Raw genomic sequence first — 15,564 nt, 5'->3', positions numbered from 1 at the left:
TAGCGTAGTGCCGGAGTTAGCCGTTATGCGTGCGAAGCAGAGTATCCTTGGCCTCGTTTACCCGAGCAGCGAGATACGTCGAGCCCCCCTGGTCGGGATGGAGTTTCTTCATCAGGGCCTTGTGGGCCCGGCTGATGTCGTCGCGTCCCGCTCCCGGCTGCAAGCCAAGGATCTGATAGGCTTCCTCCGCCGTCATTTTGCCGCTCGCCGCCGTGCGGCGCTGCCGCCCTGCCGCATCGCCCTGCGCGTTCTGACGCCAAGCGGGAAACCGGCGGTCCAGATAGCTTTCAAGTAAGGCCACGCTCTCGGCGTCGAACGTCGGGACCATCGCCAGCAGGCCGGAGAGATCGAAGTCGCCGAGATTGCGCCCGGCGTGAGGTCCGGCGACGATCTGGCCTGTAAGCTGCCCGGAATCGTGGTCGAGCCGCATGTCAAGGAATTGCGAGCGCACGCGCGAAACCTGCCCTTGCGCCGGCGCCGCACCACCACCGAACAGCCCGCCGATATTGCCGAAGCCGGCATTCGCCAGTGGTGTCCAGCCGAGCAGCCCCGCGCCGAAGATTCCGAGCGGGATCGCAACCGCCAGCTCGCCCCGCAAACCCGTGAAGGCCGCGACCGCCAGCGCCAGCACGCCGCCCCCAAACTTGATGGTTCGCGCCAGCACCGCCGGATTGGCCGCGCGGAACATCTGAAGCAGCAGATAAAGCGTGATAACGGCGACAGCGCCGGCAATCAGGGTCATGACCGGAATATAGTCGCCCTCGCGGCAAAATGCATCGCATCCACTGCCGCTGCGAGCTGCGCCAGCCCGATCGCTACTTCATCTGGCCGATCAGAAGCGCCGCGCCGCTCGCGGTCTTCGCCAGTTTCAGCAACGCTTCGCGTCCGCCGGCTGCATAGGCCGCGGCTGCCCGCAACAGCTCGCGCAGCTGCGCCGCCGCGCCGGGATCGAACCGGCACCAGGCGCCACCGGTCAGGCGCGCGATCTGGCGGAAGGCCTGCTCGGCGACGGCGTCACGGCCTTCCTGAAACACGAACACGGGCACCTTGAGCATGCCGAGCTCGCCGGCCTTGGCGTAGAGCTCGTCGACCTTTTCCTCCATGGCATCCCCGACGAAGACCACGGCCCGCACGCCGGACGCCACCGCTTCGCGCCGGGCCTCGCTCAGCACCTTGCCGATCTGGGTATCGCCGCCGCGGCAATCGATCTTGCTCATCAGCGCCGCCAGCTTGGCGCTGTCGGAGATCCAGCCCGTGGCACGGCACTCGTTGAAGCCGCGATAGTAGACCAGCCGGATGTCGAGACTGCCGAGCGCTGCGGTCTCGCGAAACATGTCGGCCTGGAGCGCGCAGGCCAGGTCCCAGGTCGGCTGCCGGCTCATCGTTGCATCCAGCGCGAAGATCAGCCGCCCCTTTGCGCCGGGCGAATGCGGTGAAAGTGCCCGCGCCCTGGCGACGAAGGCGGCGATGTCTTCCGAGGTTGAGGTCGCTGCTTGCGGCAGCGCGCCGTCTGCTTGCGCCGAGACGGCATCGCGACTGCGCGGTTTGATGGGTTCGCCCGACATCGCTGCTTGCACCTTGCGTCAGCGACTAATGTGGTCAGCGCATGCGGCCCGGTCAATGTGCAAAGCCTCCGCGGGAAGGCCGGCGGAGGCTTTGACGATCGGTGCAGTCGAGCGGTGACGTCAGCTCATGTGCGTCAGCTCTGGTAGGTCAACTTTTGGCGGGTGCCATCAGAGCGACCGGACCAGGCTCAAGGATCTTGGGCGGGGACGATTGCGTGTCGACCGGCGCCACTTCGCTGTCCGTCGTGCTCAAGAACTTGTCGAGCATGCTCTGGATCGAGTTCTTCGCCACATCCGGACCGGTGTCGCGCATGTCGTTATGCTGGAATTCGGTCTTCACGACCTGGATGCCCGCCTTCTCGCATTCCTCGTCGGTCGGAAGCACGCCTGCATCGGTCTTGAATTGCGGATCCTGGGAGCGGAACGACAGGATCTTGAACTTGCCGGCGGTGACGAAGGGCACGCGCAGATTGTCGAGGGTGACGACCTTCTTGACCTCATCCGGATACTGCTTGGCGAAGTACATCGTGATGTCGCCGCCCATGGAGTGGCCGACCATCGTCACCTTGTCGTAGTCGGCATTGGGCTGAACCTTCTTCATCTCGTGCATGGCGAGATGAATGTTGGCGACGCCGCGCAGGATCTGCGGCAGGCGGCCGACATAAAGCTCGCCGGGCTTCGTCACCATCGGAGGATCGGTCGGCAGGTCATGCTGCGGGCTCAAGACCATGTAGCCGCGCGCAGCGAAGATGTTGGCAAGGAAGCCGTACTCGGTGTTCTTGACGGTGTTGCCGTGATTGATCACGGCGACCGGCAGCGTGATCATGCCGGCGTTGGCCTGCATTTCCTTGTCGCGGCGCACCGCGACGTAGACGGGCACCGGACGATTGTCGCGCGAGGTGTCGTAGAAGGTGATGGTCTCGTGCTTGATGGCCCACTTGCTCGCCGTGAAATAGGCGATGCCGCAGAGGGCACTGACCGAAACCAGAACGGCAATTCCACGCTTCATTTTCGTCCTCAGCCTCAGGCTTAGTGGCCTGAATCCCTGTTGAAAATCGTGTTCTTCCGGAGCTCTTTGGCCCCTTGTCGCCTATTCCCTAATATATGTCACAGCAGCGTGACAGGAAGGCTAAATAATGTGAAATCGCAGCCCTTCGATTGTGCGACGCACACGTTTTCTGTGCACCCCATTCTCATACCACTACGTCAGGTGCAGCCCGCCATCCGACGCAACCGTCCCTGATTGGGTTTGATTTCGCAGTCAACACGGAGTGAAAACGCGTCGAGCGCAGCCACGGTTCCCGCAGGAACCGGCCGCTTTGGACCGGTGGAGAGTAGCACCTTACCGCTGCCTCAGACGCCCAGGATGTCGTGGACCTCGAGCGGCTTGTCGACCTGGTTGAACCACTCGGCCCGGTTGGCCGCGCGGCGCCGACCGCGCTCGTCGAGCGGCAGCTTGAGCTGGCGGAGCAGGCTCGTCACCTCCTCCCGCGCGGTAAGATGGCCGAGATTGGGCCGCATGCCGAGCGTGGCCTCGTCGATCTCGTCGAGGGCGGTCAGACCACGCGGAAAGAATTCGCGGTAGACGACGCGTTCGGCGAAGCCGTCGACGTAGCGGAAGCCGAGCCGCAGCGACAAATCCTTCAGGCCCTCGGCGACGAGCTGCTTGTTGCGGGAGCCGAGCATCGACAGGCGGTTGCGCACGACGATCCAGTCGGTGGTTGCGCCGTCGAGCTGGCGGCGCTTGCGCCTGACGTCGCGCACCATCTCGGCATAGTGGCTCTCGCCCGTCACCGCGTAGTTGGCGGGATCGACGGTACCGAGCACGTCGAAATCCAGGAAGCTGTCGTTGAGCGGCGTCACCAGGGTGTCGGCCATCGAATGGGCGAGCCGCATGAGATAGCTGTCGGTGCCGGGCGTATCGATGACGATGAAGTCGAAGCTGTTCTCGACCGCCGAGACCGCTTCCATGAACTGCTCGAACTCGGAATGCTCGTTCTCGGCGATCTGCATGGTCTCGCCGAGCTTGATGCAGCGATGCACCGGCAGTTCGAGATCGAGCTTAGTGCGGCGGGCCCAGGCGGCGCGGTTGTCGATATAGCGGGTGAAGCTCTGCTGGCGGCAGTCGAGATCGATCGTGGCGACGCGCTGGCCGGCTTTGAGGAGCGCAACGGCGACGTGCAAGGCGGTGGTCGATTTGCCGGAGCCGCCCTTCTCGTTGCCGAGCACGACCACATGCGCCGAGCCCGATCGGCCTTGGCTAGCCTGCACAAGCATAGTGATCCTCAACGCCGCTCGCGAATATCTTCGAGTTGACCGCGTCTGCGGTCAAGTGAAATGCGTGACAGTCGTGCAAATCGCAACGCGCCCTGCTTCATCGTGAATCGCGGCGCCGTCTTTCGACTGTTGATCCGGTCTGCAATGTCGCGACGTCCTGCACCACCTTGCGCGGGATGCTGTGCCGCATCCGGATGCATGGCCTCCACGATCGCCGCTTGTTAAGGTTAGCCGGTCGGGCACGACGCCCGCACCCGCGCCGTTTCCCAATCCGTCGAGTCCTGATGTCAGCAAGCCCATTGATCGCCCGCACGGTCCCCGCCCTGCGACGTGCCGTCGACAATCTCCGCAAGCGAAAGGCCACGATCGCGCTGGTCCCGACCATGGGGGCCCTCCATGACGGGCATGTGTCCCTGGTTCGCCTCGCCAAGCGGCGCGCCAGCCGCGTCGTGGTGTCGATCTTCGTCAACCCGACTCAGTTTGCCCCGACCGAGGATTTTGGCGCCTATCCGCGCACCTGGAAGGCCGACATCGCCAAGCTCGCGGCCGAGGACGTCGACATCGTCTGGCACCCGGGCGTCGAGGCCATGTATCCGGAGGGCTTTGCCACCCGCATCGCGCCGGAAGGACCGGCGCTGGCCGGCCTCGAGGACCGCTTCCGCCCGCACTTCTTCGGCGGCGTCGCCACCGTCGTCGGCAAGCTGTTCACGCAGTGCCGGCCGGACTTTGCGATCTTCGGCGAAAAGGATTTTCAGCAGTTGCGGGTGGTGACGCAGATGGCGCGCGACCTCGACCTCGGCGTCAAGGTGATCGGCTCCCGCACCGTGCGCGAGCGCGACGGGCTCGCGATGTCCTCGCGCAACGTCTACCTCTCGCCCGAGGAGCGCCAGACCGCCACTGTCCTCTACCGGGCCATGAAAGAGAGCGCCGGACGCATCCGTGCCGGCGATGCGATCGCGCCGGCGATGGCGGGCGGCGCCGAAATGATCAAGGCGGCCGGCTTTGCGCTTGACTATTACGAGGTTCGCCACGCCGAGACGCTGGCGCCAGTCACCTCGCGCAAGGACGGCCCCCTGCGGATCCTGGTCGCAGCCAAGCTCGGCACCACCCGGCTGATCGATAATATCGCGGTTTAGAGCAGCCCGAGATCACGCAGCTCGCGCCGCATCGGCTCGGGCATCGCCGCGATCGAGCCGGCCGCGGACTTGCCGAGATCGGCCGGAACGGAATCGTCCGTGAGATAACGCCAGCCCTGGAACGGGCGCATCGGCCGCGGCGAGACCGAGATCACTTTCGGCTGCATCACGATCCGGCAGCGCCCGATACCGTCCTTGTCGCGGAACGGCTCGATGCCGATGATCTTTTCCCGCGCGGCGATCTCGCCCTTGATCACCCAATAGAGCGAACCGCCGGCGAGGATTTCGGCGTCGCGCTTGGGCACCATGCGGGTGATATGGATGTGACGTTGCGGCAGACCCTTCTTCTTGGCGGTCTGCATCCGTTCGGCCACCCACTCCTTCAATTCCTTGACGGAGTCGCAGCCGACGGCGAGCTTGATCAGATGGAGTGGCATGCCCAAGCATTAGCCGGGCAGCCACGCATTGGAAATGCCGATCTACTCGTTATCCGCAGCCGCCGGAGCCGGCGCCGTGGCCGGTGGCGCGAGAGGAACCGGGGCGGCAGCCGGCGCACGCGCGGCTTTCGGCGCCGGCGGTTTCTTGGCGGCGGGTGCCGCTGCCTGCGCCGAGGTTGCGGCCGGCGCGCGCGGCGCTGGCGGCGCCGCGTTGGCTGCAGGCGCGGCCTGGCGCGATGTCGTGGTTGGCTCCGCGCTCATGATGCTCACCGGCGGCGTCGACGCAGCGCTCGGGAACTCAGCATTGGTCGGCCTGCCCGTCGGCACCGACGGCGGCAGCCCGGCAAGCGCGGCGGTGGCCGGCATCGCCGGCGCTGTTGCGGGCGTATTCCAGGTCGGCGCGTAGCGCGCGACCAGTGTGTCGTAGAGATGGGAGCCCATGTTGGCGGCGACCTGCTGCTGGTCGGTCAGCGAGCGGAATGCGGCGCAATCGAACTGCGTGCAGCCGTCGCGCACGATCAGCACATGCGCGACAAGGCCGTAGCGATCACGCTCAAGCGACTTGCGCAGCACCTTCATCTCGAGTGTCAGGCTTCTCTCCGCCGTGGCGACGTCGCCGAGCGCGGTCAGCCGGTCGATCCTGGCGGCCGTGTAGGACACGGCGGCGGCCGCGGCGTCAGGCGCACCGAACAGCGCCTTCTCGCAACCAGCGGCGACGGCATCGCCCGCGAGATCGTCGAGACAGGACAGTGCCGGCAGGCTCGCGGCAACCGCGGCCTGCGCGCGCGCTTCGGCCGGGGCCGCCTGTCCGTCCGGCCCATAGGCGCGCACGGTGGCTGCGCCCGCGATCACGATGGATAGCAGCGTAATGACGGTCAGCGCACCGTTGGCGACCGATCTGTCGGCGCGGTGCAGCGTGATCAGGAGGATCAATCCGAAGAATCCGGCGGCCGCCAGCGTCATCCACATCGGGAAGGCCGGCGAGTGCCAGATTTGGTCGAACGAAGTGGCCCATGCCCAGTTCATGCGCGACGTTCCCTCACGCGAGCAAAGAGCGGATGGTCAAGCGAGCACCGCGAGTCGGAAACTGCCCCGGCCCACCTTGTGAGCGTGAAGCTGGCCTTTTGACGGCGCAGGACACAAATCCCTGATGGCACCAATGCGCGGGTGCGGTCAGCCTTCAGGAGAGAGCGAGCTGGCTCTCCTTCGCGACGCGCTCGAAGGCTTCGGTCGAGCTCTTGATCCGGTACTGGCAGTCGTCGCCGTCGGTCGGCAGCAGACGGATAACTTCGTACGAGCCGCTGGCAGCGGGACGCGCGACGTTGCTTGCCGTGAACAGGACGCGCGATCCCACGGGAAATTTGTGCTTCAACACCCTCTCCATTACTCAAACAGCGCCTACCTCGCCCAGTGTCCCACTGCGATGGCCGGCCGGAAACCCGGGCTGCTATATAGCACGCGACTCGCCGTTTTGGCCAGCGCCATGGCAGCATGGCAAGCACTCAAATTTTTCAGTTATTTCAGAATGATAACGGGACAAATGGCGGGCCGATGATACCAGCGGAGCTGCTCGTTCCGCCGGCATGTCGCAGGCCGGTGTCGCACCTCCCGATCCACCGCCCCTCGCTCATTGGCGGCCTGAGGCCGCCGGCCGGCGGGCGGTCGGCAGCCCCCGTCAAGCCTGCGGTCAGGCGTCCTCGAATTTCGCGATGACGAGCGTTTCGGCAAGCCCGTCGCGCGTCCATTCCTGGAACGCCGGCAGTGCCATCATCGTCTCCATATAGGCCTTGGTGTCCGGCGACACCTCGATCGCGTAGGTGCGAAAGCGGTGCACGACCGGGGCATACATGGCGTCCGCCGCGCCGAAGCGGCCGAACAGGAACGGTCCGTTCGCGCCATAGCGGGTGCGGCACTCGCGCCAGATCGCCTCGATACGCGCGATGTTGGCCTTGGCGTCCTCCGACAGCGCCACGGGGCGGATCGGCCGATGCAGGTTCATGCCGCATTCGTTGCGCAAGGCCATGAAGCCGGAATGCATCTCGGCGCACACAGAGCGGGCATGCGCACGCGCAGCGACATCGTCGGGCAACAGCTTCACTTCCGGATAGCGCTCGGCGATGTACTCGATGATGGCAAGCGAATCCCACACCGTGACGTCGCCGTCGACCAGCACCGGCACCTTGCCGGCGCGGCTGAAGGACAGGATCTGGTCCTTGTCGGCGGGATTATCGGTGTAGAGCGGAATGAGCGTCTCCACGAACGGAATATCGTTGGCGCGAAGCGCGAGCCAGGGCCGCATCGACCATGACGAGTAGTTCTTGTTGCCGATCGCGAGTTTCAGCGCTGCCATGTCACCAGTCCTTCTTGATACGCCTTGAAGCGAGCTGCTTTTAGCGCCATCGCCTGCCGCCAATCAATCGTTGCTGCGCCCCGTCATGCGTGGCAATCGTTGCGGTCCTTGCCAAGAGACAGACATGAGACAGACGTGAGCAGGCATTGGGTCGACATCACCGCCGTCGGCTTCTTCATCATCGAATGGCTGGTCTATGCCCTGACGCTGGAGCACTCGGCCTACGGCCGCGACAGCCTGTCGGCGCGCATGAACCGCTATCGCGAGGTCTGGGTGCGCCGCATGCTCAACCGCGAGACACGCATGGTCGACATGCAGATCATGGCCTCGCTCCAGAGCGGCACCGCCTTCTTCGCCTCCACCAGCCTGTTCGCGCTCGGCGGCGCGCTGGCGCTGCTGCATGCCACCAATGATGCGATCACGATTCTGAGCAAGCTGCCGGTCGACCTCAGCACCTCGCCCGCGATGTGGGAGCTGAAATGCGTCGGCCTCGTGCTGATCTGCGTCTACGCCTTCTTCAAGTTCGCCTGGGCCTATCGCCTGTTCAACTACGTCGCGATCCTGTTCGGCGGCATGCCGCCGGCCGACCGGCGCGACACGCCGGAGGCCGAAGCCCATGTCATTCGCACCTCCCGCCTGTTCGAATCCGCCGGCCGCCATTTCAACCGCGGCCAGCGCGCGTTCTTCTTCGCGCTCGGCTATCTCGGCTGGTTCGTCAGCCCCTGGGTGCTGTTCGTGACCACGGCGGCCGTGGTGGTCGTCACCTGGCGGCGGCAGTTCGCGTCCAGTGCGTGGGCCGCGATGGCGCCGGAGGTGGTGGATGGTGAGGAGATGCGGAAGCGCGGTCGTTGAGGCGCGCGTCGGCTCTGCAGCGCACCGTCGAAGGGACGCTGCGCTGCGTCCGGGGCACGAGAGTGGAGTTTGGCGCAGACTCTCTCCTCCTCGTCATTGCGAGGAGCTCTTGCGAGGAAACAATCCAGACTGTCGCCGCGGAGGGATTCTGGTTTGCTTCCGCCTTCGTGCGAGCGGATTGACGGAGGGCGACACAGCAGGTCCGGCTCCACGCTACCCGCCGAAATCCCGCGGGCTGAACGGCAAGTCCAGCACCTTCCATTCCCCGTACTTGTCGGCCGGCAGCATCTTGTAGGGCTGGCAGTTCTGGAGCGCGCTCATTGCGGACTTGACGATAGCCACGCCCTTCGCGGACGGCGGAGCCTCGAGCAGGATCGGCTCGCGTGCCAGCGTGCCGTCGGTGGCGAACACCGTGCGCAGCTTGACCTGGACGTTGTCGGTCGGCGCGACCCCCGCCGGCAGCTTGGCGCAGCTTCTCAGGTGGCGGCGAAGCGCGGCGATGACCTCGGGTGGAAGCTTCGCGGAAATCGAATCCTTGGCATCGCCGCCATCGTCCTTGGGGACATCTTTCAGCTGCTCCGTCGGCAGTTCAGGCGGAAGGCCCAGCATGACACCGTATTTGACGGTGACGTCCGGCTCCGGAGGCAGATAGGCCGGCGGCGGCATGGCCTGCGGCTGCTGCATTGCCTGAGCTGGCGGTTGTGACGGCGACTGCTGAGGCGGCTGAGGCTGAGGTTGCACATTGGCCTCGCGCTGCTTCGCCGGCTGTGAGGATGGCGGCTGGTTCTGCTTTGCCTCAGGCGAGGCCTGCGGGGATGGCGATGGAGCAGCAGCCTCCTGCTTGGCCGCGGCCTTCGGCGCTGCGTCGGCCTTGTCGGTGACATCCAGCTTCGGCAGCTTCAGATCGGGGAGCGGCTCCGGCGGCTTCTCCTTCGCCTCGTCCTTGGACTTCTCCTCGGCCTTCTCGTCCGCTTTGGCCTCTTCCTGCTTCACCTGCTCCGGCGTGACGATGTCCACCATCACGGTCTCGGGCGGCGCGCCGTGGAACGGATGGACTTCGCTGATCAGGATGATCAGCCCCACCAGCGTCAGATGCGCGATCGCCGACGCCGCAATGTCCGTCCGTATGATCTTCCGCAGTTCCATCGACCGATCTTGGGTTGCTGCCGCGGTCCTAGCATAACGGAAGTCTCCCTCAATCCCATTTTGGCGCGAAGCCGAAATCGGTCAGGCGTCCCCTGGGATTGGCGAGCCCGGCGACCCGGCTCATCTCGTCCTCCGACAGCTCGAAATCGAAGATGTCGATGTTTTCCGACAGACGCTCGACGCGCGAGGTGCGCGGGATCGCAGCGACATTCTGCTGCACCAGCCAGCGCAGGCAGACCTGCGCCGGCGTCTTGCCGTGGACGCGCCCGATTTCGGCAAGCGTCTGATCGGACTTGATGCGGCCCCTCGCAATCGGGCTGTAGGCGACCAGCGCGAGGCCGTGCTGGTCGCAGGCCGCCCTCACCTTCGCCTGGTCGAGATAAGGGTGATATTCGACCTGGTTGCAGACGAGTGGCTCGGCCGACAGCGCGACCGCCTGCTCGATCAGCGCCACCGTGAAATTGGAGACACCTATGTGGCGGGTCAGTCCCATCTGCCTGGCATGCGACAGCGCGCCCAGCGTCTCCGCCAGCGGCACGTGGGAATTGGGCCAGTGCAGCAGCAACAGATCGACGCAGGGAAGCCGCAACCGGGCGAGGCTCTCCTTGACCGAGCGTTCGAGATCGTTGGGCGCGAAATGGTTGGTCCAGACCTTGGTGGTGAGGAAGACGTCGTCGCGGCGCACGCCGGAGGCGCGCAAGCCGTCGCCGACCTCGCGCTCATTGTCGTAGACCTGCGCGGTGTCGATATGACGATAGCCGAGCCGCAGCGCCTGCTCGACCACGCGCGCGGCAGGCCTGCCGCTCAGCTCCCAGGTCCCGAGCCCGATCGCCGGGATTCTCGCGCCATTGGCCTCGACGAACAGCATGAGGAATCCTCTCTGTTGCGGCAGCCCGAAATGTCATTATGGACCCGGCCGATGATGCTGCCAACGGACGCCGCAACGATCGGGGCGAATATTCAGGTGCAAGACTAACGAGAGGTGTGCGTCAGACCTTGGCGAGCGCCTGAAACACGGTGTCCGGCGCATGCGCGATCACTGCGAGCAGCGCGCGGGCGGGCCCCCGTGGAGCGCGCTTGCCCTGCTCCCAGTTGCGGATGGTCTCGACGGGGACGCCGAGCTTGGCGGCGAACTCCATCTGGGTCAGGCAGGCGCGGCGGCGCAAATCGCGCACCGCGAGCGGGCCGGTATCGCCCGGCGCGGCATTGGCCGCAGGCTGGACCGGAAATTCCTGCCCATCCCGCAATTCGACGATCCGTCCGTCCGCCTTCAGCCGCAACCGCATGCCCATTCCCCCAAGCACAGCGATGATGCGGCAGGTCGCTTAAGTTCGGATTAAAGATAGGAGGTCCCGTGCCCCGGACGCCGCGCGGCAACGCTAAAGGCGTTGCAGCGCGCCCGGGACACGAGAGCGAGGGGCCGCTACTTCAATCCGAACCAGAGCGTCGCAATCCCGAGGAACGAGAAGAAGCCGACGACGTCGGTCACGGTGGTCACGAAGGTGCCCGACGCCACCGCCGGGTCGGCCCGGACGCGATCCAGCGCCATCGGGATCAGGATGCCGCCGAGCGCGCCGGCGACGAGGTTGCAGATGATGGCGAGCCCGATGACGATGCCGAGGCCCGGGATCTTGAACCAGGCGACCGCGGCAATGCCCGTGATCACGGCGAAGGCGAGGCCGTTGACGAGGCCGACCAGAGTCTCGCGCAGCACTACGCGCCAGGCGTTCGAGGAGCCGAGCTCGCGGGTGGCGAGCGCGCGCACCGCCACCGTCATGGTCTGGGTCGCGGCATTGCCGCCCTGGCTCGCCACGATCGGCGCCAGCACCGCGAGCGCCACCATCTGTTCCAGCTGGCCCTCGAACAGGCCGAGCACGGAGGACGCCAGAAAGGCAGTGGCGAGATTCACCAGCAGCCAGTTGAAGCGGCCGCGCGCAATCGTCAGGAAGGTGTCCGACAGCTCTTCGTCGCTGGTGACGCCGCCGAGCGCCTTGAGGTCCTCGTCCGCCTCCTCCTCGATGACGTCGACGACGTCATCGACGGTGATGACGCCGACCAGGCGGTCCTGGGTATCGAGCACGGGCGCGGCAACGAGATTGTACTTGCCGAACATGCGCGCCACCTCTTCCTGGTCTTCCAGGACGGAGACGCGGCGGCGGTCTTCGTCGGTCAGCTCGGTCAGCGCTACCGGGCGGCGCGTGCGCAAGAGCACGTCGAGCGGCACCGCGCCCAGCCAGTGCTGGTCCTTGTCGACGACGTAGATCTCGTAAAAGCGGTCGGGCAGATCCGGCGTCTCGCGCATGTAGTCGATCGCCTGGCCCACGGTGAAATCCTGGGGCACGGCGATGAACTCGGTCTGCATCCGGCGGCCGGCGGAGTTCTCCGGATAGAGCAGGCTGCGCTCGAGCGCGACGCGCTCCTTGAGCGGCAGCTTTTCGAGGATCTGCTCCTGCTCGGCCTCGTCGAGGGTTTCCAGGAGCTCGACCGCATCGTCGGATTCGAGCTCGCGGACGCCCTCGGCGACCGTCTCCGGCGGCAGCTCCTCGAGGATCTCCTCGCGGACGGCCTCGTCGACCTCGTTCAGGGCCGAAAAGTCGAAATCGCGCCCCGTCAGCTCGACCAGGCGGACGCGGTCGTCGGGCTCCAGGGCGCCGATCAGATCGCCGAGATCGGCCTCATGCAGCTCGGCGACACAGGCACGCAGCGCAGCGCTGTCTCCAGCCTCGATCGCCCGGGCAATTTCTTCGACGAATTCGTGCCGAATTTCGCCGTTCTCATTGCGCATCGGCACGTGGTCGAGTACCGAATCCGAGGCGGATGGGGCAACGTCCATTTGTTCATCCATGGCGCGCCTCGCCGGTTGACAGGTTGGAACCAGTGGTCTGAGCTGATGGTTCAGGCAATACCCACAAGGCAACTCTGAGCGCAATGACAAAGATGCTTCGACTGAAATGGACATCGATGACGGCGGGCGCGGTCATCGCGGCTATCATCGGCATCGCCTCGGCCGATGCTGCCGAGTGCCCGCGCAAGGACGCGCTCGGCACCTCGCGCATCCTGAGGGTTGACGCCAAGACGTATCCGCGCGTCGGCTTGAAGAGCTTCCCTGAAACGCTGCCGCTGGCCGATCATGAGGTCGTGCTGACCTTCGACGACGGCCCGTTCCCGCCGACGACGTCGAAGGTGCTGGCGGCGCTGGCGCAGGAGTGCGTGCGCGCGACCTTCTTCCTGATCGGCCAGCACGCCGCCGAGTATCCCGACATGGTCAAGCGCATCGCCCGCGAGGGCCATACCGTCGGCCACCATACCTGGTCGCATCCGTTCATGGCGCATATCCCGTTCGACAAGTCGAAGGCCGACATCGATCGCGGCATCGCCGCCGACGAGATGGCGCTGCACGGCACCTCGACCACGACACCCTCGACGCCGTTCTTCCGTTTTCCCTATTTCGAGTCGACGCAAGCGCAACTCGACCTGCTCCAGTCGCGCGGCATCGTCGTGTTCGGGGCCGATCTATGGGCCAGCGACTGGGAGGAGATCACGCCGGAGCAGGAATTGAAACTCGTCACCGACCGCCTGGCGGCGAGCGGCAAGGGCATCATCCTCTTCCACGACAACAAGGTGCGCACGGCCGCAATGATGCCGGCCTTCCTGCGGTATCTGAGGGAGAACGGCTACCGGGTTGTCCACGTCGTACCGGCGGGCACGTCACAGAAGAGCGCCGATGCGCATTGATGCCGGAATGTCACGCCAGCGCAAAATGGGGTGATCCCGGCCCAATTAACACTCTGTTCATGCTACCTCCTGCAAAGATGGTTGGGGTATTGCCCCTGAACCATTCCGGGGCGTCTCCGACCTACTAAGGCGGCAATCGCGCACGAGGGCAGACGAGGTTCATGATCGGAATTGGCGTTGTTTTGCGGACGCGATCGTGGATCGTCCTCTGTCTGGGAATCCTGACTGTCGGCACACCGGCGGCCTTAGCAGCCGACTGTCCCGGCCACCCGGACGCCCTCGGCACCTCCCGCACCCTCGTGGTCGATCCGCGCGAACATCCGCTGATCGGCACCATGCAATACCGCGAGACATTGCCGCTGAAGGACCATGAGGTCGTCCTGACCTTCGACGACGGTCCGCTGCCGAAGTATTCCAACCAGGTGCTCCAGATCCTCGCCGACGAGTGCATCAAGGCGACCTTCTTCATCATCGGCAGCCAGGCCAAGGCCAATCCGGAAGGCGTGCGCAAGCTGGTCGCGGCGGGCCACACCGTCGGCACGCACAGCATGGACCATCCGCTGACGTTCGACCGGATGCCGATCGACAAGGCCGAGGCCGAGATCAACGGCGGAATCGCGTGGACCTCGGCCGCGATGACCGATCCGTCGCAGCTCGCCCCGTTCTTCCGCATTCCCGGCCTGATGCGCGCCGAGGGCGTCGAGAACTATCTGATCTCGCGCGGCATCCAGGTCTGGAGCGCCGATTTCCCCGCCGACGACTGGCGGCATGTGTCGTCCGACCGCGTCTACCAGCTCGCGATCCAGCGGCTGGAGGCCAAGGGCAAGGGTATCCTGCTGCTGCACGACATCCAGGCCCGCACGGTGGCGGCGCTGCCCAAGATCATCCGCGACCTCAAGGCGCGCGGCTATCGCATCGTGCATGTGGTACCCGCGACCGCCGAGCGGCCGGCGACGCCGACCACGACGGTGGAATGGCTGCTGCATCCGCCGACCGAGACAACGCCGATCGCGCGCTGGCCGCGCGTGCCGAATTTCGTGTTCACGCAGACCCGGACGCTGCCGGCGCCCGCTCTTGCCGACCTCAATGCGCAGGCCGAGCATCAGCCGCTGCTGCCGCTCCGGACCAGGGCGCAGGCCAATGTCGCGGCCACCCTGCCCGTGCCCGGCCGCGCGCTCTTTGCGATCCCCGAAGGCTCGGTCGAGGTGCTGCTGTCGACGACCCTATCTCGGCGTGCCGCGACGCGGCTGGCGATGGCGGCCGAGGCAACTCGTGCGGCGAAGGACAAGGCCGCACATGCCAAAGCAGCAAAGGGCAAGGCGGCCAAGCTGCAGGGACGGCGCACGGCGCATGCGGCGGCGGCACCGGATCATGCCGAGCCCAAGGGCACGACAGCCACGGGCACTGCACCCAAGAGCCCGGCATCCAGGAGCGCCACCACCCGCCCGACCCGCGTCGCCAGCCTGAAGAAGCGCGCCTGAGCCCTCACTGCCGCGTGATCGCGGCGACGCAGAGCAGCACGATCAGCGCCAGGAAGAACAGGTCCATATAGGACTTGAGCTCGCCATCGCGCCGCAGCCGCGCCACGTCGGCGACGACCTGCCTGCGCGCCGAGGCTCCGCCTGAACCGTCACTGATCGAAGCCTGCAGGCGCTTGGTCTCGGTCTCCAGCTTCTCGATCTTCTGGAAGAAGTAGAACGCACGCAGCGTCGAGGCGGCGCGCATGCCGGCATAGACCAGTACCAGGATCGCCAGGATCGCCCGGTTCGGATACTTCTCCATGAAGTTCAGGCTGAAATAGACCACCGCCATGAACGCGAAATTGGTGAGGAAGCGGTAGACGAAGCTAAGAAAGGCCATGCTGGCTCGAACCTTTGCGGGGGCGCAACTCGATCGTGTTGCGAAATTTCGGGATGGGGGACCCGGACCGGAACGGCCGGCCTGGATGCGGCAGCGGCCCGTCTACGCCAAGTTTGTTTCAACAAAGATACTATCGTCCCGAAACTTGCCGCCTTTTAGCCAGACGCGGCCACAACACAGGCCGGAATATGGCCGATCGGACTGCC

17 protein-coding genes are annotated in these 15,564 nt (G+C 65.6%); 4 read left to right on the top strand and 13 right to left on the bottom strand.

Features of this window, described 5'->3' with window-relative positions; genetic code table 11:
- Window positions 1–16 precede the first annotated feature (16 nt).
- From XH96_RS17220 to XH96_RS17205, 4 genes are all read right to left on the bottom strand, one after another.
- A complete protein-coding gene (locus tag XH96_RS17220) occupies window positions 17–742 on the bottom strand; it encodes a DnaJ domain-containing protein (protein WP_194393497.1) in 726 nt (241 codons plus the stop codon).
- Window positions 743–815: 73 nt separating this feature from the next.
- Window positions 816–1,565, bottom strand: coding sequence for a VWA domain-containing protein (locus tag XH96_RS17215; protein ID WP_194393496.1), 750 nt, complete (start codon window positions 1,563–1,565; stop codon window positions 816–818).
- 148 nt (window positions 1,566–1,713) lie between these two features.
- Entirely contained in the window at window positions 1,714–2,574 is an 861-nt protein-coding gene (locus tag XH96_RS17210; protein WP_194393495.1) for an alpha/beta fold hydrolase, read from the bottom strand.
- Window positions 2,575–2,918: 344 nt separating this feature from the next.
- Window positions 2,919–3,842: a division plane positioning ATPase MipZ gene (locus XH96_RS17205; protein ID WP_194393494.1), complete on the bottom strand. Its 924-nt coding sequence runs from the start codon at window positions 3,840–3,842 to the stop codon at window positions 2,919–2,921.
- Window positions 3,843–4,126: 284 nt separating this feature from the next.
- Between XH96_RS17205 and panC the strand changes: the two genes are divergently transcribed.
- The gene (panC, locus tag XH96_RS17200; protein WP_194393493.1) at window positions 4,127–4,978 is read left to right on the top strand and encodes a pantoate--beta-alanine ligase; all 852 of its coding nucleotides are present in this window, start codon (window positions 4,127–4,129) and stop codon (window positions 4,976–4,978) included.
- Here panC and XH96_RS17195 read toward each other — a convergent pair.
- The 4 genes from XH96_RS17195 to XH96_RS17180 form a co-directional block, all read right to left on the bottom strand.
- Entirely contained in the window at window positions 4,975–5,415 is a 441-nt protein-coding gene (locus XH96_RS17195; protein ID WP_091889570.1) for a DUF1489 family protein, read from the bottom strand. The genes panC and XH96_RS17195 overlap by 4 nt on opposite strands.
- Window positions 5,416–5,457: 42 nt before the next feature.
- Window positions 5,458–6,441, bottom strand: coding sequence for a hypothetical protein (locus XH96_RS17190; RefSeq protein ID WP_194393492.1), 984 nt, complete (start codon window positions 6,439–6,441; stop codon window positions 5,458–5,460).
- Window positions 6,442–6,595: 154 nt separating this feature from the next.
- A complete protein-coding gene (locus XH96_RS17185; protein ID WP_085966667.1) occupies window positions 6,596–6,799 on the bottom strand; it encodes a hypothetical protein in 204 nt (67 codons plus the stop codon).
- A 303-nt stretch (window positions 6,800–7,102) separates the two neighbouring features.
- Entirely contained in the window at window positions 7,103–7,765 is a 663-nt protein-coding gene (locus tag XH96_RS17180) for a glutathione S-transferase family protein (protein WP_194393491.1), read from the bottom strand.
- A 135-nt stretch (window positions 7,766–7,900) separates the two neighbouring features.
- Here XH96_RS17180 and XH96_RS17175 point away from each other — a divergent pair, with 135 nt between their 5' ends.
- On the top strand, window positions 7,901–8,617 hold the full coding sequence (locus XH96_RS17175) for a DUF599 domain-containing protein (protein ID WP_194393490.1): 717 nt from the start codon (window positions 7,901–7,903) through the stop codon (window positions 8,615–8,617).
- 213 nt (window positions 8,618–8,830) lie between these two features.
- On the opposite strand, the gene XH96_RS17170 is transcribed toward XH96_RS17175, so the two are convergent.
- The 4 genes from XH96_RS17170 to mgtE all read right to left on the bottom strand — a co-directional run bounded on the left by XH96_RS17170 (window position 8,831) and on the right by mgtE (window position 12,608).
- Complete coding sequence (locus XH96_RS17170) at window positions 8,831–9,763, bottom strand: hypothetical protein (RefSeq protein ID WP_194393489.1); 933 nt, start codon at window positions 9,761–9,763, stop codon at window positions 8,831–8,833.
- A gap of 49 nt (window positions 9,764–9,812) precedes the next feature.
- Window positions 9,813–10,631 (bottom strand): aldo/keto reductase, encoded by an 819-nt coding sequence (locus tag XH96_RS17165; protein ID WP_194393488.1) that lies wholly within the window; start codon window positions 10,629–10,631, stop codon window positions 9,813–9,815.
- Between the two features lie 121 nt (window positions 10,632–10,752).
- The gene (locus XH96_RS17160; RefSeq protein WP_131867921.1) at window positions 10,753–11,055 is read right to left on the bottom strand and encodes a DNA-binding transcriptional regulator; all 303 of its coding nucleotides are present in this window, start codon (window positions 11,053–11,055) and stop codon (window positions 10,753–10,755) included.
- Between the two features lie 131 nt (window positions 11,056–11,186).
- Window positions 11,187–12,608: a magnesium transporter gene (mgtE, locus tag XH96_RS17155; protein ID WP_194393487.1), complete on the bottom strand. Its 1,422-nt coding sequence runs from the start codon at window positions 12,606–12,608 to the stop codon at window positions 11,187–11,189.
- Between the two features lie 116 nt (window positions 12,609–12,724).
- Between mgtE and XH96_RS17150 the strand changes: the two genes are divergently transcribed.
- Both XH96_RS17150 and XH96_RS17145 read left to right on the top strand, forming a co-directional pair.
- A complete protein-coding gene (locus XH96_RS17150) occupies window positions 12,725–13,498 on the top strand; it encodes a polysaccharide deacetylase family protein (protein ID WP_194394165.1) in 774 nt (257 codons plus the stop codon).
- Between the two features lie 161 nt (window positions 13,499–13,659).
- Window positions 13,660–14,979, top strand: a complete 1,320-nt coding sequence (locus XH96_RS17145) for a polysaccharide deacetylase family protein (RefSeq protein WP_194393486.1) — start codon at window positions 13,660–13,662, stop codon at window positions 14,977–14,979.
- A gap of 4 nt (window positions 14,980–14,983) precedes the next feature.
- Here XH96_RS17145 and XH96_RS17140 read toward each other — a convergent pair whose 3' ends face one another.
- Window positions 14,984–15,358, bottom strand: a complete 375-nt coding sequence (locus XH96_RS17140) for a hypothetical protein (RefSeq protein WP_194393485.1) — start codon at window positions 15,356–15,358, stop codon at window positions 14,984–14,986.
- Window positions 15,359–15,564 lie beyond the last annotated feature (206 nt).

Origin of the sequence: Bradyrhizobium sp. CCBAU 51765 (genome assembly GCF_015291725.1) — a bacterium.
GTDB lineage: Bacteria > Pseudomonadota > Alphaproteobacteria > Rhizobiales > Xanthobacteraceae > Bradyrhizobium > Bradyrhizobium liaoningense.
This window is presented reverse-complemented; position numbering and strand designations above follow the sequence as displayed.

Excerpts from the sequence above, each read along its gene's own strand:
- XH96_RS17220 (WP_194393497.1), bottom strand. The coding sequence starts at position 742 with ATGACCCTGATTGCCGGCGCTGTCGCCGTTATCACGCTTTATCTGCTG.
- XH96_RS17215 (WP_194393496.1), bottom strand. The coding sequence starts at position 1,565 with ATGTCGGGCGAACCCATCAAACCGCGCAGTCGCGATGCCGTCTCGGCG.
- XH96_RS17210 (WP_194393495.1), bottom strand. The coding sequence starts at position 2,574 with ATGAAGCGTGGAATTGCCGTTCTGGTTTCGGTCAGTGCCCTCTGCGGC.
- XH96_RS17205 (WP_194393494.1), bottom strand. The coding sequence starts at position 3,842 with ATGCTTGTGCAGGCTAGCCAAGGCCGATCGGGCTCGGCGCATGTGGTC.
- panC (WP_194393493.1), top strand. The coding sequence starts at position 4,127 with ATGTCAGCAAGCCCATTGATCGCCCGCACGGTCCCCGCCCTGCGACGT.
- XH96_RS17195 (WP_091889570.1), bottom strand. The coding sequence starts at position 5,415 with ATGCCACTCCATCTGATCAAGCTCGCCGTCGGCTGCGACTCCGTCAAG.
- XH96_RS17190 (WP_194393492.1), bottom strand. The coding sequence starts at position 6,441 with ATGAACTGGGCATGGGCCACTTCGTTCGACCAAATCTGGCACTCGCCG.
- XH96_RS17185 (WP_085966667.1), bottom strand. The coding sequence starts at position 6,799 with ATGGAGAGGGTGTTGAAGCACAAATTTCCCGTGGGATCGCGCGTCCTG.
- XH96_RS17180 (WP_194393491.1), bottom strand. The coding sequence starts at position 7,765 with ATGGCAGCGCTGAAACTCGCGATCGGCAACAAGAACTACTCGTCATGG.
- XH96_RS17170 (WP_194393489.1), bottom strand. The coding sequence starts at position 9,763 with ATGGAACTGCGGAAGATCATACGGACGGACATTGCGGCGTCGGCGATC.
- XH96_RS17165 (WP_194393488.1), bottom strand. The coding sequence starts at position 10,631 with ATGCTGTTCGTCGAGGCCAATGGCGCGAGAATCCCGGCGATCGGGCTC.
- XH96_RS17160 (WP_131867921.1), bottom strand. The coding sequence starts at position 11,055 with ATGGGCATGCGGTTGCGGCTGAAGGCGGACGGACGGATCGTCGAATTG.
- mgtE (WP_194393487.1), bottom strand. The coding sequence starts at position 12,608 with ATGGATGAACAAATGGACGTTGCCCCATCCGCCTCGGATTCGGTACTC.
- XH96_RS17150 (WP_194394165.1), top strand. The coding sequence starts at position 12,725 with ATGACGGCGGGCGCGGTCATCGCGGCTATCATCGGCATCGCCTCGGCC.
- XH96_RS17145 (WP_194393486.1), top strand. The coding sequence starts at position 13,660 with ATGATCGGAATTGGCGTTGTTTTGCGGACGCGATCGTGGATCGTCCTC.
- XH96_RS17140 (WP_194393485.1), bottom strand. The coding sequence starts at position 15,358 with ATGGCCTTTCTTAGCTTCGTCTACCGCTTCCTCACCAATTTCGCGTTC.